Origin of the sequence: Streptomyces spongiicola (genome assembly GCF_003122365.1) — a bacterium.
GTDB lineage: Bacteria > Actinomycetota > Actinomycetes > Streptomycetales > Streptomycetaceae > Streptomyces > Streptomyces spongiicola.
Window position 1 is genome coordinate 199,151 of the sequence record NZ_CP029254.1, and the last position, 15,997, is coordinate 215,147.

Consider the following 15,997-nt stretch of genomic DNA (forward strand, 5'->3'; position numbering starts at 1 on the left):
TGGTCGGATTGCGTCGGTTCGGGGTCTCATCGGGCTCCGTCCAGTCGCCAGCGCGGCGGGGCCCCGCCGTCGCCGAGCCGGAGAACGGCCTTCAACGGGAGTGCGGCGTCGTGGAACGGCGACTCGTTGGAGTCCATCTGGTAGCCGGCCGTGTTGAGGTAGACCAGGTGGTCGCCGCGCCGTACCGGCCGCGGGAAGCCGATCTTCCGCCAGGTCACCAGATCGCTCTCCAGGCAGGTCGAGCCCGCCACGCAGGCCGGGAACGGCTCGTCGGCGGCGGGCTGCGCGGACAGCAGCAGCGGGTCGGGGAGGTAGTCGCTGTTGAACCACTGCTCGGAGAGGCTGAAGCTGCTGCCCGCGACGGTGACGATCGCGTACCCGTCGGCGTCCCGCCGGTCGTCGACCTGCTGTACCCGGTACAGGGTGAATCCGGCCTGGTCCAGCAGCGCCCGGCCGGGCTCGGCGAGGAAGCGGATACCGTGGCGCCCGGCCTTCGCCGACAGGCTCTCGCCGCCGTCGACGGGGTGCGCCATGATCTCGCGTACCGCCTGGGCGGCGGGCTGCCCCCCGTACGGATAGAAGTCCTTGAAGTCCTTGCCCGCGTGGTAGTGGGCCGGCCCGTTCTGCTCGAGGAACGCGTCCCAGAGCCGCGGCTCGACATAGCGGACCGGCAACCCGCCGCCGATGTCGACCACTTCCGCGGAGAGCGAGCCCCGCCGTCTCGCGTCGAGGCAGTGCTCGATCATCTCGTCCGCCGCCGTGGCGCGTTCCGCCGTGGAGTAGCCGTTCAGATGGAAGGAGAACCCCAGCAGGCCGATGTGGTCGCGGAGTTCCCCGCAGAGGCCGACGGCGGTGGCGCGTTCGGCGGCGGACAGCCCGAAGCGGCTTCGCGGTTGACCCGCCGTGCGGGTCCTCAGCAGCACCGCGGCCCGGCGCCGTGCGCCCCGCGCGGTCGCGGCGAGCCGGCGGAGTTCACTGACCGAGTCGACGGCGACCAGGCAGCCATGCTGAACGGCGAGAGCATGCAGAGTGTCGTCCTTCTCCGGGCCGGACACCCCGATCCGGTGTCCCGGCACTCCGCCGGCCAGCGCCTTGACGAGTTCGGGGGTGCTGGCGACGTCGATCCCCACTCCCAGGGCGGCGGCCGACGTGGCATAGCAGTCGGCCTTGTTGGCCTTCTTGGCGAACAGGAGGTCGGCGGTGGCGCCCGCCTCGGCGAACGCCCGCCGGAGTGCGGCGACGTTCTCCTCGAAGATCTCGGGCAGCACGATGTGCAGTGGTGACCCCAGGCCGTCCAGGAGGTCGGCCAGCAGGACACGGTGATCCGCCAGGAGCCTGGAGACCGTGGGATGCCGGAGTGCGGTGAGCGCCAAGGGCCGGACTCCGGCCGTGGGGCGCTCCAGCAACTGTCGTGAGATGAGCACCTGGTACTTCTATACGATTATGACAGTCATTTTCAATTGAACAGGGACAGGGGCTCGACTTACAGGGGGGGGAGGAAAGCGGACGAATCGCCGCCCATCGGGCCGCTCGCTCCGACGAGTCGAGCGCCGGAACGAGTCCCGCGCGGACGCCGCGTCGGCGGGAAGCCCCTCATGGGGGACGACCGGGCGGGGCCCCGTTCGGGCCGGGCCTCGTGACGACCCGGGTGACCGCCTGCTCCCCCGCGGCGCCGGGGGCGCTTGCGCCTGCTTGACCGCGGGACCCGCTCGTCGCGTACGGCCCCCCGGCCGGGGGGAGTCACACCGGCTGGGAGCGGCCCGCGCCGGTGCTCCCGCCGACGACTCCCGCCGGGCCGCCGGGCCGCCGGGGCACGGCGGCAGAGCAGCACAACGGCACAGCGACACGGGCGGCGCGGCGGCACGGCGGCGCGGCGGCACGGCTCAACACGCCCGTACCGGCCGGGAACCGGATGCCCGGCATGCCCGGCCGGCCGCACACAGGCGGTGATGTGCTTATCGCTCCGCGGTGTTGCCGTGAGGGAGCCGTTCCGGTGGGCGGAGCAGCACCGCCTGTGCGCCTTCCAGGCGTACGGCCGACGGCTCGGCAGTATGGCGCGGGTGAGCGTCTGGTTGCCTGTACTCGTCCTGCTCGGGCTGACCGTGGCGGCGGTCGCCGGCCTCTACGGGCTGAGCGCGCTGCTGTCCGGAGGAGCCGCCGCCTGCGCTCCGGTGCCGTTCGCCGGCGGCCTGATGCCGCGTGAACACGCCTTCTCCCGCTTCCATGTCAGGTGGTACCCGGTCACCATGATCTTTCTGGCCTTCGACATGGAGATGCTGTTCATGTATCCGTGGGTCAGGGTGGTTCGGGAGATGGGCCCGCCCGCGGTCATCGAGATGTTCCTGTTCCTGGGCATCCTCTTCGCGGCGGTGACGTACGCCTGGCGCGAGGGCGCACTCCGGTGGACCTGATCGGCGCGCTGCCCCGACTGGCCGCCCGGCGGCCTCCCGTGCTGCTGGTGACCATGCCCGGCGCCACCCGGGAGCGGCTTGCGGTGGAGGCGGAACTCACCGGGCGGGGCTGGCCGTCGGCCCCCGGCCCGGCCGCCGCCGCGGGGCTTGTCGTGGCCGGCCGGGCGGGCGGCGCGCAATGGCTCGGCGATCTGTGGAACGGCATGCCCCGGCCGAGAGCGTATGTCGCCGTCGCCCATGCCGGCGACGCGCCTCACGCGCTTGATCTGCTGGGCAGGTTGCTGTCCTCGGGGCGTGAAGGCGACGCGCCCCGGGCGGTCTCCGCCGGCGCCCCCCGCGGGGCGCCGGGCCAGGGCGGCGGCGACGGCCCGGACCACCACCCGGGGGCGCCGGGCAGTGGGGCCCGTGAGACCCCCGGCGACGAGGACGGCCGGAGCGGCCGCGGCGGCCAGGAAGGCCGCGACGGCCGCGGGCAGGCGCGGGGGCAAGGACGGGGGCAAGGACAGGGACGGAAGCAGGGACGGGCACTGGGACTGGGACTGGGGCAGGGACGGGGACAGGGACAGGGGCAGGGGCAGGGCCACGGCGGGCATCGCGGTGGTGTCGCCGGGCTGCCGATGGCCGGGCGGGCCGACGACCGTGACGGCCTGCGGCTGGACCGGCTGCATCTTCCGCTGGGACCGGCGCTCGCGGACTGGCCGGCCGGCCTGGTCCTGGATGTCGCGCTCCAGGGAGACGTGCTCCAGTCGGCCGAGGCGCATCCGTGGGAGGCCGCTCCGGCCGGGCGGTATCCGTTCTGGGGCGAACCGTGGCTGCGTGCGGCAGGGGGCGAGGCGGTGACCAGGGGGGCGGCGGAACGCCGGCGCTGTGCGTCCCATCTGGACAGCGTGGGCCGGTTCCTGGCCGTTTCGGGATGGCCTCGGCCCGCCGCCCGGGCGCGCCGTCTGCGCGACCGGCTGCTGCAGGGCGCCGCGGCAGGCGAACTCGCTCCTGAAGTCCTGCGGCTGACCCGCGGGGTCGCCCGTTCGCGGACGCTGCGGTGGCTGACGCGCGGGCTCGGGGAACTTCCCGCCGGGCGGGCCCGGGAACTCGGGGTCACGGGCCCGGCGCTCGCCGCCGACGGTGACGTCCATGCCCGTCTGCGCGTCTGGCTGGGGGAGATCGAGCGCTCCGTGCACGGCATGGACGATCCCCGCGCCCTCACCGGCGTCGACGGTCCCCGAGGGCGGCTTGACGGGCCCCGGCCTCCTTCCCGGCTGCTGCTTGCCGCCCTGCTGCCCCTGCTGCCAGGCGCGGAGTTCGCCTGCGCACGGCTGATCCTGGCGAGTTTCGATCCGGATCCCGACGAGTTCGCCGGGGCCGGGCATGGCTGAGGCGGCGCCGCTGTGGGCGGTCCCGGTCCTGCCGGTTGCCCTGTGCCTCGGGGCGGTCGCCGCCGCCGCCTTCGACGCGGTGGTGGGCGGGGGCTCCGGGCGGCCCGGCGCCGGTGTGCTCGCTGCGGCGTCGGCGCCGCTGCGGGAGGGGCTGCGGCTGCTCGCGCAGCAGCGGCGGACCACGCCTTCGGCCGACACCGCGCTCGGGCGCGTCGGTCTCGGCCTGGTGCCGGTGGCCGCGGTCCTCGCCGCGGCGGTCGTCCCGTGGGGCTTCGTGCAGGTGGCCGATCCCGCGGTCGGGATCGTGTGGTTCAACGCGATGGAGGTACTGGCCTGGGCGGCGGTCTGGCTCGCGGGCTGGGGGCCGAACTCGGTGCTGTCGCTGATCGGCGGCTACCGCTTCCTCGCGCAGGGGCTCGCCTACGAGTTGCCGCACATGTTCGCGCTGACCACCGCGGGCCTGGGCGCGGAGTCCCTTCGGGTGTCGGAGGTGGTCGGGGCCCAGCAGGGGCTGTGGTTCGCGGTGTGGATGCCGGCCGCGTTCGCCGTCTATCTGCTGAGCGCGGTGGCCATGTCCTTCTGGGGCCCCTTCGGTTATCCGCTGGGCGGGGACGTGGCGGGCGGCGCCGTCGCGGAGTACAGCGGGGTGGACCGTCTCCTCCTGCTCGGCGGCCGGTGGCTGCTGCTCACGGCCACCGCGGCGTTCAGCGTGCCCCTGTTCCTCGGCGGCGGGCGGGGACCCCTGCTGCCGGGCTGGGGATGGACGCTGCTGAAGACCGCCGCCGTCCTCGCGGTGCTGATCCTGGCGCGGCGGATGCTGCCGGTGCTGCGGGCGGAGCGCTACATGGAGTTCGCCTGGATGGTGCTGGTGCCGCTGACGCTGGTGCAGGCGCTGTTCGTCGCCGTCGTGGTACTGAACCGCTAGGGAGCGGCATGCTGGACAACACGGTCTTCTCGGTCCTCTCGGCCGTCGCGGTGGGCAGCGGGGTCATGGTGTTCCGCTTCGACTCCATGGCGCGGGCGACGTATGCGCTGCTGCTGTCGCTGCTCTGCGTCGGCGGGCTGCTCGTCCTGCTCGGGCTCGACTACCTCGGCGTGGTCATCGTGCTGATGATGACCGTCGAGATGGCCGTCATGGGCGTATTCATGGTGATGTACATGATGAACCCGGCAGGGCTCATGCCGATGTCCATACTGCACAACCGGAAGGGCGCGGCGGTCGTCTGCGCGGTGGTATTTCTGCTGATGGCCCTGGGCATCGTCCTCGCGCCGTGGCCGCGGCGGGCGGGGACGGCGGACGAGGACCCGACCAAGGCGCTGGGTGAGTCCCTGATGGGCCCGCAGATGCTGACGATGATGACCCTGGGTTTCGCCCTGTTCTCCACCATCGTGGCCACGGTGCTGCTGGCCACCCACCGGGGCCGCTACGACCGGCTGGGGGACGACCTGCGGGCACGCCGCGCCGACGACCCGGTGCCGGGAGGGGTCGGCCGGTGAACCTGCAACCGTTCCTGCTGGTCGCCGCGGCGCTGTTCGGCGTGGGGCTGTTCGGTGCGCTGAGCCAGCAGTCCGTGGTGATGCTGATGATGGGGCTGGAGCTGATGCTCGGCGGCGTCATCCTGGCCGCCGCGGCCGTCTGGCACCATATCGCCCCCGCCTCCGCCGACGGGCAGGTGCTGGTCGTCGTCGCCGTCACCGTGATGGCGGTGGAGATGGCGATCGGATTCGCGGTGGTCACCGCCCTGTTCCGGGCCCGGGAGGTCGATATGACCGACGAGGCGGGAGACCTGAGGGCATGAGCGCACTGCTGTGGGCACTGGTCGCCCTGCCGCCGGCGAGCGGCGTGCTGCTGTGCCTCGCGGGACGGCGGGCCGACCGCGTGGCCCCCGCCGCCGCGGTCGCCGTCGCCGCCGCCGCGGTCGTCCTCGCCGTGGCGGCGGCCTTCGCCCAGCCGCGGGCCGGCGCCCCGCTGCTGCGGGGAGCGGCGTTCGGTCTCGCGGTGGACGGCCTGTCGGGCCTGATGGTGGTGACCGTCACCGCCGTCGCCGCTCTCGTCGTCCTCTTCGGCGCCGCGGACATCGGACCGGAGCAGGCGCGAGCGAGGTTCTTCGGCCTGATGCTGCTTTTCGTCGGGGCGATGCTGGTCACCGTCACCGCGACGACCCTGCCCGCCCTGCTGATGGGCTGGGAGGTCATGGGAGCCACCTCGTGGGCGCTGATCGGCTACTGGTGGCGCGACCCGGTGCGGGGCGAGGCGGCCGGAGTCGCGTTCCTCACCACCCGGACCGCGGACCTCGGGCTCTACCTGGCCGCCGGCGCCGCGCTGGCCGGGGGCGGCAGCCTGGCCCTGGCGGACCTGGACCAGGTCGCGCGGCCCTGGCTGCACCTGGTGGCGGCGGGGGTGATCGCGGCCGCGCTGGGGAAGTCGGCCCAGCTGCCGTTCAGTTTCTGGCTGTCGAGGGCGATGCAGGGCCCCAGCCCGGTGTCGGCTCTTCTGCACTCGGCGGCGATGGTCGTCGCCGGGGCGTACCTCCTGATCCGAACCGGCCCGCTGCTGGCCGCGTCGGGCTGGGGCAGCGACGCCACCTCCTGGATCGGTGCCGCCACCGCGTTCGCGCTCGGACTCGTCGCCGTGGCGCAGCGCGACCTCAAGCAGCTGCTCGCCGCCTCCAGCTGCGCCCAGATCGGGTTCATGGTGCTCGCGGCCGGTGCCGGTTCGGCCGTCGGCGGCACCCTGCAACTCGTCGCCCACGCGGCGGCGAAGAGCCTGGCCTTCCTCGTCGCCGGCTTCTGGCTCACCCGGCTCGGCACCAGGGAGCTGCCGCGGCTGCGCGGAGCCGCCCGCGCCGCGCCGGTGGCCGGGGTGGCGTTCAGCGTCGCCGCGCTGAGCCTGGCCGGTGTTCCGCCGCTGTCGCTGTGGGCGGCCAAGGACGTGCTGCTGGCCGGAGCCCTCGCCCAGTCCCCCGCGCTGTACGCGGCCGGTCTCGCGGCCGCGGTGGTGTCCGCGGTGTACAGCACCAGGGCGCTCTGGTACGTCTGGCGGCCCGCTGCCCCGCCGGGCCCCGCCCCCGGCACGCCCGCCCCGAAGCGCGTGTCGGCGGCCGAGGGCGTGCCGTTCGCCGTGCTGTCCGTCGCCGCGGTGGCGCTGACCGCCCTGGCACTGCCTCCGGTGCGGGCGGCCGTCGCGCGGACACTCGGCGCGATCGGCGAACCGCAGCCCCTTCCGTGGGAGTTCGCCGTCAGCGGCCTGCTGGCGCTGTCCGTCGCCGCCGTGGTCTGGGCACGGGGCGAGCGGCCCGGCCCGGTGCCGCGGCCGGTCGCCCGGTGGGCCGCCGGCTGGCTCGGGCTGGAGGCCGCGTCCCGGGCCGTCCTGGTACGCCCCGTCCAGCGCCTGGCCGAGGCACTCGCGGGCTTCGACGACCGGGGCCTCGACCGCGGCGTCGACGGGCTGGCTCGCGGCACACTCCGGCTCGCCGAACTGGCCGGCCGGCGCGCGGAGCCGGCGGTGGACGGGCCGGCGCGGGGTACGGCCGCGGCGGGCCGGGCCCTCGGGCGGCTCGCGCGCCGCCCGCAGACCGGGCAGCTGCACCAGTACCTCGCCCAGGCCGTCGCCGCCTTCACCGTTCTCGCCGTCGTACTCGTCCTCGTGAGGTGACCGACGTGCTCACGGCCATCATCCTGCTGCCGGCGGCCGCCGCCGCCCTGCTGCTGTGCCTGCCGCGCCGCACACCCCGCGCCGTGCACCTCGGCGTGTGGGCGGCGGTCTCCGCGATCGTTCTCGCGCTGACGCTGGTCGTGTGGGCGGGCTACCGCCCCGGGGAGGGCATCCAGTACGAGACGTACGCGCGGTGGATCCCCAGCGCGGGCGTCGGCTACCACGTCGGTGTCGACGGGCTGTCGCTACCGCTGCTGGCGATGACCGGGGTGCTGTTCCTCGCCTGCGCCTGCTACGCGTCGCGCGAGACGCGCCGCGTGCGTGACTTCGCGGCGCTGTTCCTCCTCCTGGAGACGACGTGCCTGGGTCTCTTCGCGGCCCTGGACCTGATCCTCTTCTTCGTCTTCTTCGACCTGTCGATCGTGGCGATGTACTTCATCATCGCCGGCTGGGGCCACCGGGGCGCCGCACGGGCGGCGCTGAGGTTCTTCCTCTACACCTTCGTCGGGTCGCTCGCCCTGCTGCTCGGTTTCATCGGGCTGTACCTCGCCGCCGACCCGCACACCTTCGACATGGTGGCGCTCACCCGCGAGAACCCGCTCGCCGGACGTTCCGCGTACGGTGCCCTGGTGCTGCTGGCACTGGGCGTGGGACTGGCCGTGAAGACGCCCACCGTGCCCTTCCACACCTGGCTCCCGCCCGCGCACACCGAAGCGCCCGCCGCGGGGTCGGCGATCCTCGCCGGTGTGCTGCTGAAGATGGGCACCTACGGGTTCCTGCGGATCGCCATGCCGATGCTGCCCCAGGCCTGGCGCGAGTACGCCCTCGTCTTCGTCCTCGTCGGCGTGGTCTCCGTGCTCTACGGGGCGCTGGTCGCGCTGGCGCAGACCGAGTTCAAGCGGATGATCGCCTACACCAGCGTCAACCACATGGGTTACATCATCCTCGCCGTCGGCGCCGCCGCGGCAGCCGGAACGGACGCGGCGGACGCCCGCCGTCTCGCGGTGACCGGGGCGACCTTCCAGATGGTCAGCCACGGGCTGCTGACCGGGGCGCTGTTCCTGCTCGCCGGTGTGCTCTACGAGCGCGGCCGCACCTACGAGATGGCCGCCTACTCCGGCATCGCGGCCCGGGCACCGCTGTTCGCGGCACTCACCGGAGTGGCCGTCTTCGGCTCACTCGGGCTCCCCGGCTTCTCCGGCTTCATCGCCGAGTTCCAGATCCTGGCGGGCAGTCTGGGGCCGCGCCCGGTGGCGACCGCGCTGGCCGTCGCCGGCATCCTGCTCACCGCCGCCCTGCTGGTGCGGGCGCTGCAGCGGATGTTCCTCGGACCACTGCGGCTCCCGGACACCGCGGGTGCCTCCGGGGCCTTCGCCGACGTCCGTGCCCACGAGGGCGCGGCCATCGTGCCGCTGCTCGCCCTCGCCGTCGTCCTCGGCCTCGTGCCGCGCTTCGTGCTGGACGTCATCGAGCCGGCCTCGCGCGGTGTGCTGGAGCTGCTCGCCCGATGACCGAGATGAACGAGAACCCGCTGTTCCTCCTGCCCGAGGTGTTCCTCGGCGGCTCCGCCGTGCTCGGGCTGCTTCTCGGAGCCTGGCTCCCGCGCCACCGCCAGTGGCTGGTCGCCGCCCTGGGCGCCGCCGCCTGCACGGCCGGCATCGCGGCGGCCGGGGTGGCCGCCGCGGGCGCTCCCGTCACGGCCTTCGACGGGGCCTTCGCCGTCGATCCGGTCACCTCGACCGTGCGGATCGTCGTCCTCGGCGGAACGCTCGTGGTGCTGGCCCTGAGCACCGCCCCCTTGCGGGGGCAGGCCCGCGAGAGCGAGTTCCACGTCCTCGTGCAGCTCTCGGGCCTGGGGGCGCTGATGCTCGCCGGCTCCCAGGACCTCCTCCTCGTCGCCGCCGCCTATCTGCTGGCGAGCGTCCCCTCCTACGCGCTGGCCGGCTTCCTCAAGGACGGGCCCGGCACCGAGGCGGCGCTGAAGTACTTCGTGATCGGAGCGCTGCTCGGCGTCCTGTTCCTCACCGGCATCACCGTGGTGTTCGCGGCGGGCCGGGGGACGGCCTACGCCCAGCTCGGGGGCACCCTGCCCGAGGCGCCGGCCGCCCTCGTCGGCACCGGACTGGCCGGCGTGCTCGCCGGGCTCCTCTTCAAGGCCGGAGCGGTGCCCAGCCACTTCTGGGTGCCCGACGCCGTCCAGGGCAGCTCGCCACCCGCCGCCGCGCTGCTCACCACCCTGCCCAAGATCGGAGCACTGGCCGCCCTCTACCGGCTGCTCGTCGCGCCGCTCGCCGGCTCCGAGGTGCCCTGGCCGGAGGTCGTGGCCGTACTCGCCGCCCTGTCCATGACGCTGGGGAACTTCGGCGCCTTCTTCCAGACCGACGTCAAACGGCTGCTGGCGTACTCCACCATCAGCCAGGTCGGCTATCTGCTCATGCCGGTCGCCGCAGCGGCCGCCAGTGCGCGGGCCCAGCCCGCGCTGCTCTACTACCTGGCCGCCTACGCCCTGACCAACCTGGGTGCCTTCGCCGTGGTGTGCTCGCTCCCCCACGCGCGGACCCTGGAGGACTACCGCGGCCTGCTGCGGCGGCACCCCGCGCTGACGCTCAGTCTGATCGTCTGCCTGCTCGGTCTCCTCGGCACTCCGCCCACGGCCGTGTTCCTCGGAAAGCTCGAGGTGTTCACGGCGGCCGTCGACGGCGGACTCGCCTGGCTGGCCGTGGTCGCCGCCGCCAACACGGTGGCCTCCCTCTTCTACTACCTGCGCTGGATCCGGCCCGCCGTGTCGGGCGGCGGGGATTCCCCGTCCCACCGGGCGCTGCGGCCGCCGGCCGTGCTGGCCTGCGTGACCGCCGCGGCCTCGGTGGTGCTGGGGATCGCCGGGGGCCCGGTGCTCGGCGTCATGACCGGAGCCCTCGCCGGCTGACCCCTCCCGTATCCGGGGCGGGGCGACAAGGCACCGCGCTCGCCGGCCGCAGCGGCGGCGGGTGCCGCCCCCGCCGTCCTCGGCGTGGTCCCCCTGTTCCGGTCCGGGACCCCGGAGGCGGCGGGGGACGCGGCGCGGGCGGCACCCGGCCGTGTTCGCGGCCTGTGGCGCACCCCGTCGGGCGGCCCGGGGCGCCGGCGGCGCGGCGGTCCGGCGCGCCGCCTCAGCCGCCGTCCTCAGCCCCCTTCAGGGCCGGTCCCGGAGCCGATGAAGCGGTTCACCGCCGCCGCCAGTTCAGGGCCCCGGTCCTCCTGGAGGAAGTGCCCGCCGCCGGTGACGGTGACGTGTTCCTGCCCGTGTGTGCCGGGGACGCGTTCGAGGAAGACCCGGTCGAGGCCCCGGGTGATCGGGTCCTCGTCGCTGAACGCGCAGAGGAACGGCTTGTCGAAACGCTCCAGCACCCGCCAGGCATCGCGGTTCGGGCCGGCCGCCGGGTCGTCGGGGGAGACGGGAACGAGCAGCGGGAACTGGCGGGCACCCGCCTTGAACGAGTCGTCGGGGAACGGCGCGTCGTATGCCGCCTTCACCTCCCGGGGCAGATCGCTGCGGCAACCGAGGTCGACGATGTCCGCGACGCGCAGGTCGGGGGTGCTCTGGCTGAACTCCCGCCACTCCAGGAACGCCTTCGCGGGCTCCCCGTCCCCCGTCGGCAGGAAGGTGTTGGCCACGACGACGCGGGCGAAGCGATCGGGGTGTTCCGCCACGAGACGCAGGCCGACGAGGCCTCCCCAGTCCTGGCACACGAGGGTGACCCGGCGCAGGTCGAGCCGGTCGAACAGGGCCTCCCGCATCCAGTCGACATGGCGCTGGTAGGTGTAGTCCGAGCGGGCCGCCGGCTTGTCGGAGCGGCCGAAGCCGATGAGGTCGGGGGCGACGCAGCGGTGGCCCGCCCCGCTGAGCACCGGGATCATACGGCGGTAGAGATAGGACCACGACGGCTCGCCGTGCATCAGCAGCACGGTCTCCCCGGAACTGCCGTCGCCCTCGTCCACGTAGTGCGCCCGCAGCGTGCCGCCGCTCCCGTCACCCGCGGCCACATCCACGTAGGACGGCTCGAAAGGGTAGTCGGGGAGATCTCGGAAACGCTCGTCGGGTGTGCGCAGGATCTGCATGGGGCTGTCCGTCTCCTCCGAAGCGAGTAACCGCGGCCGGGTGCCGCGCGGTTGCCAGTCGACTCCTGCGCGGAGAACGGCCCCTCGCCGCCCCGTCCCCGCGGGGCACGTGGTCCGAACCCGCCCTCCCGCTCATCGGGTTGCCGCGGTCCGACGCGGGACGCGGACCGCCGCGGCGGCCGCTCCGGCAGGTGTCGCGGTCCCCCACCCTTCCACAGATATGGAACCCGTTCTACCTCCTCGCCCGGGTGCCCGCGAGGTCACCCCGGCCCGCCGGCCGACGCCGTGGACCCGGGCAGGGGGCAACGCCCGGTGCCGGCCCGAGGCTCGCCTCAGGCCTGCCGGTACCTTCGGCGCAGTTCCCGGGGGCTGGTGCCGAAGCGCCGGCGGAAGGCCGTGCTCAGGGCGCTCGCCGAGGAGAATCCGAGCGCGCAGGCCAGTTCGCTGATCGTCATGTGCGTGTACTCGGGGCGCTGGAGGCGGTCGCGGACCACACGCAGCCGTTCCTCCCGGATCAGCTCGCGCGGTGTGGTCCCGGCCCGTTGGAGGGCGAGCTGGACCTGGCGGAGCGACCAGCCGAGCGCGTGGGCCATGGACGCACCGGTGAGGTCCGGCTCGGCGGCATGGTCGCGCGCGTAGCGGCGGATGGCCGCCTCGACCTGTGCCAGGTGGTCCGGGGCGTCCGGGCGGTCGTCACCGGCGGCGAGCATGCACAGCAGCTCGACCGCACGGTCGGTGACCGCGTTGAACTGCGCGGCGTCCAGGCGCGTGCGCTCGGCCCGCAGGCTGAGCAGCATGCCGTGCAGAACCCGCCCCAGCCCGGTGGTCAGGTCCAGTGGGGCGTCAAGGGGGGACTTCCGGTTGAGTGGTCCGTCGATCCCGCGGGCGGGGATCGACAGGATGACGCCGCTCAGCATCGAGCCGTGGAGCAGCTCGAACGGGGCGTCCAGCGTGATCAGCCTTCCGAACCCCGGGGCCAGCCGCGCCTCCTGACCATCCTGACGCAACGTCAGCTCACCCTGGAGCGGGAACAGGAAGCGGTAGTCCGGTGCCGGATCCCGGCGTACCAGCCCGGGCGTCCGGACGTACTCGATCCGGTCGCTGCACCAGCCGATGAGTTCGTAGTCGTCACTGCGCTGACTGGTCAGTTCACCGCGGAAGCCGTCCCGGCGGGCGTATCTGAAGTCCAGCCGGGTATGCCGCGAGTCGACCTGCTCGCTCCAGAAATCGGCCCGCTCCCGCGGCTCGACATGCGCCGTCGAGTGTGTGACCACGCTGTACGTACCCCCACGCAAGAGCGCCCCTCCGCCGCCACGCGTCCCTTCCCCGGCGAAGGCCGCTCCGTCGCTTTGCCGCGGCCGTCCGCGCGGGCATCGTAGTGCAGATCAGCGGGGTCGCCTACCCGTCGTGACCGCGCGCACACGTGCCGGGCCCGAGATGGTTCGCCTTCGGGCCGATCGACTGCGCCGCGACCGCGCAGGCGTGCCGGGCGCATCGGCCGGCTCCTCCCCCCGACCGCGCATCGGCCGGCCCCTCCCCGGAACCTCTGCGCCCGACGGCAAGACCTGTGCGCGTGAGAGGTAGTGGGCACGGCGGGCCGGGGCTATCGTCGGCGGCTCCCGCAGGCTCGACCCGTCTTGAGGACGTCATGACTGAACAGATACCGGAGGCGGTGGTGTGGTGCCTGGGCGTCGGCCTCCTGGCCGTCACCGTGCTCCTGGTGCGCCAGCGCGGGATCAGCGCGCGGCAGGGGAGGCGCAGCGAGTTGCTCGCCGAGGGCCTGCGCAGCCGCGAGGAGGAACTGCGCCACCTGGTCACCGTACGGCTGCCGGCCCTGGAGGAATCGGCGCACCGGCCCGTGCCCGGCGTCGGACTGCTCGACGCGCGGCTCGCGGAAACGGACTTCGCGAAGTGCCTGGACGGTGTGCTCGAGCGGTTCGCGGAGGCCGTGGAGAACTCGCAGGCCCGGGCCGACCGGTCGGCGAAGGCGGCGCTGAAGTCCTCGATGCGCTCCATCCAGGCACTCGCCAGCGAGCAGCAGGTGGCGATCTCGGATATGCAGGACCGCCACGACCACCCTGACGTCCTGCGGGATCTGCTGGAAATCGACCATGCGAACGCCCAGTTCGGCCGCCGGGCCCAGGCCATCGCCGTACTGTGCGGGTCCTGGCCGGGGCGGCAGCGGGCGGCTTCCGGGCTGACCGACGTGGTGCGCGGATCCACCTCCCGGATCCGCGACTACCGGCGGATCCGGATCCACGGCGAGGTCGACATCGCTGTCGGGAGCCGGGCGGTGGAGCCCGTGGTCCTGGCCGTCGCGGAGCTGCTGGACAACGCCGCGCGCCACTCCCAGCCCAGCACCCGGGTCGAGGTGGGCATCCGGTCGGTGCACAACGGTGCCTGCATCGTGATCGACGACGCGGGCGTCGGCATGGACGGGCAGGCGCTGGAGAAGGCCGCGCTGCTGCTGTCCGGCCGGCACGCGGTGGACGTCACCCGGCTCGACGACCCGCCCCAGTTCGGGTTCGCCGTGGTCGGGGTGCTCGCCCACCGCTACGGGTTCAACGTCTCCGTGGACGCCCAGTCGCCCTACGGGGGCGTCCGGGCCGTCGTGTTCCTCCCGGGGGCACTGCTCACCCACCAGGACACCCCGGAGGGCGCCGGCGAGGCGGCCCTCGCGGGGAGCTCCCCCGCATCCGCCTCCGGACCGGCCCCCGCACCCGCCTCCGCACCGGCCTCCGCACCGGCCTCCGGGCCTCCGGGAGCCGCGGCGCCGACGACCGCGGGAGGACTGCCGAAGCGCCGCCGCCGTGCCGCGCGGGGTCCGGCGGCCGCGCCCTCGGCGCCGGCGCCCGTCGAGGCCGACACCCGGTCGGCCGAGGAGACCGCGCGGAGGATCGGCGCGTTCGCGCGCGGCACCCTGAGCGGGCGCGCCGCCCAGGACTCCGCCCACGACCCCGCCCAGGACCCCGCCCAGGACCCCGTCCCGGACACCGTCCCGGACACCGCCCCGGGCGCCACCGGTGAAGGCGCCCAAGACACCGCCCACGATGACGAAGGGAACAACCGAGGATGATCGAGCCCACGAACAACGAGTTGGGCTGGATGCTCGATGAGGTCCTGAAGGTGCCCGGGGCGCTGCACGCGATCCTGCTCTCCGCTGACGGCATGCTCCGGGCCCACTCGGAGCACATCGGCAGGGACGACGCGGAACGGCTGGCGGCCGGGCTCTCGGGCGTCCAGTCCATCAGCCGCAGCACGGCCGAGTTCTGCGACCGCGCCGACACCCCGTGGCGGCAGACGCTGATCGAGTTCGCCCACGGCTACGTGTTCCTCGTCGCCGCCGGAGAGGGCGCCTACCTCGCGGTGTCCACCACGGAGAACGTGGACATGGAGGCGGTCACGTACCGCATGCACAAGCTGGTCGACCGGCTCGGCAGGGAGCTGACCAGTCCGGCACGGCAGGGAACCGGCAGCCTGGCATGAGTCCCCCCCGACCACGGCCCTCGGGACGGCTGGTGCGGCCCTACGTGGTCACGGAGGGCCGCGCCCACCCGAGCCGCAGCACCCTCGACCTGGTCACGCTGCTCATCGCGGCGGACGGGCCGTCACCGAGCGGCCTGGGGCCCGAGAAGAGACGCCTCACGGAACTCTGCCGTCCCGGCGCGCTGTCCGTGGCGGAGGTGGCCGGGTATCTGTCGCTGCCGGTCAGCGTCACCAAGGTGCTGGTGGCCGACCTCATGGACAGCGGGCACATCGTCGCCCTCGCCCCGATCCCGGCGGCCCTGCCGTCCGATGCCCGAATCCTCAAGGAGGTGCTCGATGGGCTCCGCGCCCGCCTCTGACGACGTCTACCTCCGGCCGGGTGTGCGCACCGCGGTCAAGATCCTGGTCGTCGGCCATTTCGCGGTCGGCAAGACCACCTTCGTCGGCACGCTGTCCGAGATCCGCCCCCTGCACACCGAGGAGGTGATGACCGAGGCGGGCGCCCTGGTGGACGACCTGGGCGGCGCCCTCGGCAAGACGACCACCACGGTCGCCCTCGACTTCGGACGGCTCACCCTGAGCGACGACACGGTGCTGTACCTCTTCGGCACCCCGGGGCAGCAGCGGTTCACCGAGCTGTGGCGGGACATGACCCGGGGCGCGCTCGGCGCACTCGTCCTGGCCGACACCCGCCGCCTCGGGCAGTCGTTCGACGTCATGGGCGTCCTGGAGGAGCTGGGCCTTCCCTACGCCGTTGCCCTGAACGAGTTCGACGGCGCCCCGGAGCACACGCTGGAAGAGGTGCGGGAGGCCCTCGACCTGCTCCCGGACACCCCCCTCGTCCGCTGTGACGCCCGCGACCAGCACTCCTCCACCCGGGCACTGATCTCCCTCGTCGAGTACCTCCTGACCCGCACCAGCGAACTGGAGCACGCGTGACCTCCGATTCCATTCCCGTGCCCGAGACCGGCCGC

General features: G+C 73.8%; 15 protein-coding genes. 12 read left to right on the plus strand and 3 right to left on the minus strand.

Features of this window, described 5'->3' with window-relative positions; all coding sequences use genetic code 11:
* Positions 1 to 26 precede the first annotated feature (26 nt).
* Entirely contained in the window at positions 27 to 1,424 is a 1,398-nt protein-coding gene (locus DDQ41_RS00780) for an alanine racemase (protein ID WP_262508318.1), read from the minus strand.
* Positions 1,425 to 2,051: 627 nt separating this feature from the next.
* On the opposite strand from DDQ41_RS00780, the gene DDQ41_RS00785 reads away from it, so the two are divergent.
* Genes DDQ41_RS00785 through DDQ41_RS00820 form a run of 8 tightly spaced genes read left to right on the plus strand, consistent with a single transcriptional unit; the run spans position 2,052 to position 10,365 of the window.
* A complete protein-coding gene (locus DDQ41_RS00785; RefSeq protein WP_245991405.1) occupies positions 2,052 to 2,411 on the plus strand; it encodes an NADH-quinone oxidoreductase subunit A in 360 nt (119 codons plus the stop codon).
* A complete protein-coding gene (locus tag DDQ41_RS00790) occupies positions 2,402 to 3,784 on the plus strand; it encodes a hypothetical protein (RefSeq protein ID WP_109292698.1) in 1,383 nt (460 codons plus the stop codon). The genes DDQ41_RS00785 and DDQ41_RS00790 overlap by 10 nt, the downstream gene beginning before the upstream one ends.
* The gene (locus DDQ41_RS00795; RefSeq protein ID WP_109292699.1) at positions 3,777 to 4,709 is read left to right on the plus strand and encodes an NADH-quinone oxidoreductase subunit H; all 933 of its coding nucleotides are present in this window, start codon (positions 3,777 to 3,779) and stop codon (positions 4,707 to 4,709) included. The genes DDQ41_RS00790 and DDQ41_RS00795 overlap by 8 nt, the downstream gene beginning before the upstream one ends.
* Positions 4,710 to 4,717: 8 nt before the next feature.
* Positions 4,718 to 5,281, plus strand: coding sequence for an NADH-quinone oxidoreductase subunit J (locus DDQ41_RS00800; protein ID WP_109292700.1), 564 nt, complete (start codon positions 4,718 to 4,720; stop codon positions 5,279 to 5,281).
* Entirely contained in the window at positions 5,278 to 5,583 is a 306-nt protein-coding gene (gene nuoK / locus DDQ41_RS00805) for an NADH-quinone oxidoreductase subunit NuoK (protein ID WP_109292701.1), read from the plus strand. The genes DDQ41_RS00800 and nuoK overlap by 4 nt, the downstream gene beginning before the upstream one ends.
* Positions 5,580 to 7,439, plus strand: a complete 1,860-nt coding sequence (locus DDQ41_RS00810; protein ID WP_109292702.1) for an NADH-quinone oxidoreductase subunit 5 family protein — start codon at positions 5,580 to 5,582, stop codon at positions 7,437 to 7,439. Before nuoK ends, DDQ41_RS00810 begins: the two co-directional genes overlap by 4 nt.
* Positions 7,440 to 7,444: 5 nt before the next feature.
* Entirely contained in the window at positions 7,445 to 8,950 is a 1,506-nt protein-coding gene (locus tag DDQ41_RS00815) for a complex I subunit 4 family protein (RefSeq protein WP_174720243.1), read from the plus strand.
* Entirely contained in the window at positions 8,947 to 10,365 is a 1,419-nt protein-coding gene (locus DDQ41_RS00820) for an NADH-quinone oxidoreductase subunit N (RefSeq protein WP_109292704.1), read from the plus strand. The genes DDQ41_RS00815 and DDQ41_RS00820 overlap by 4 nt, the downstream gene beginning before the upstream one ends.
* Before the next feature lie 236 nt (positions 10,366 to 10,601).
* Here DDQ41_RS00820 and DDQ41_RS00825 read toward each other — a convergent pair whose 3' ends face one another.
* The gene (locus tag DDQ41_RS00825) at positions 10,602 to 11,537 is read right to left on the minus strand and encodes a haloalkane dehalogenase (RefSeq protein WP_109292705.1); all 936 of its coding nucleotides are present in this window, start codon (positions 11,535 to 11,537) and stop codon (positions 10,602 to 10,604) included.
* Positions 11,538 to 11,869: 332 nt separating this feature from the next.
* Positions 11,870 to 12,811 carry a helix-turn-helix transcriptional regulator gene (locus tag DDQ41_RS00830; RefSeq protein WP_109292706.1) on the minus strand — a complete coding sequence of 314 codons (942 nt, stop codon included), beginning with the start codon at positions 12,809 to 12,811 and terminating at the stop codon, positions 11,870 to 11,872.
* A 374-nt stretch (positions 12,812 to 13,185) separates the two neighbouring features.
* On the opposite strand from DDQ41_RS00830, the gene DDQ41_RS00835 reads away from it, so the two are divergent.
* Genes DDQ41_RS00835 through DDQ41_RS00850 form a run of 4 tightly spaced genes read left to right on the plus strand, consistent with a single transcriptional unit; the run spans position 13,186 to position 15,962 of the window.
* Positions 13,186 to 14,613, plus strand: coding sequence for an ATP-binding protein (locus DDQ41_RS00835; protein ID WP_109292707.1), 1,428 nt, complete (start codon positions 13,186 to 13,188; stop codon positions 14,611 to 14,613).
* On the plus strand, positions 14,610 to 15,023 hold the full coding sequence (locus tag DDQ41_RS00840) for a roadblock/LC7 domain-containing protein (protein WP_109292708.1): 414 nt from the start codon (positions 14,610 to 14,612) through the stop codon (positions 15,021 to 15,023). Before DDQ41_RS00835 ends, DDQ41_RS00840 begins: the two co-directional genes overlap by 4 nt.
* Positions 15,020 to 15,382, plus strand: coding sequence for a DUF742 domain-containing protein (locus DDQ41_RS00845; protein WP_167450224.1), 363 nt, complete (start codon positions 15,020 to 15,022; stop codon positions 15,380 to 15,382). The genes DDQ41_RS00840 and DDQ41_RS00845 overlap by 4 nt, the downstream gene beginning before the upstream one ends.
* Positions 15,360 to 15,962, plus strand: coding sequence for a GTP-binding protein (locus DDQ41_RS00850; protein ID WP_109292710.1), 603 nt, complete (start codon positions 15,360 to 15,362; stop codon positions 15,960 to 15,962). Before DDQ41_RS00845 ends, DDQ41_RS00850 begins: the two co-directional genes overlap by 23 nt.
* The last annotated feature ends 35 nt before the right edge of the window (positions 15,963 to 15,997 follow it).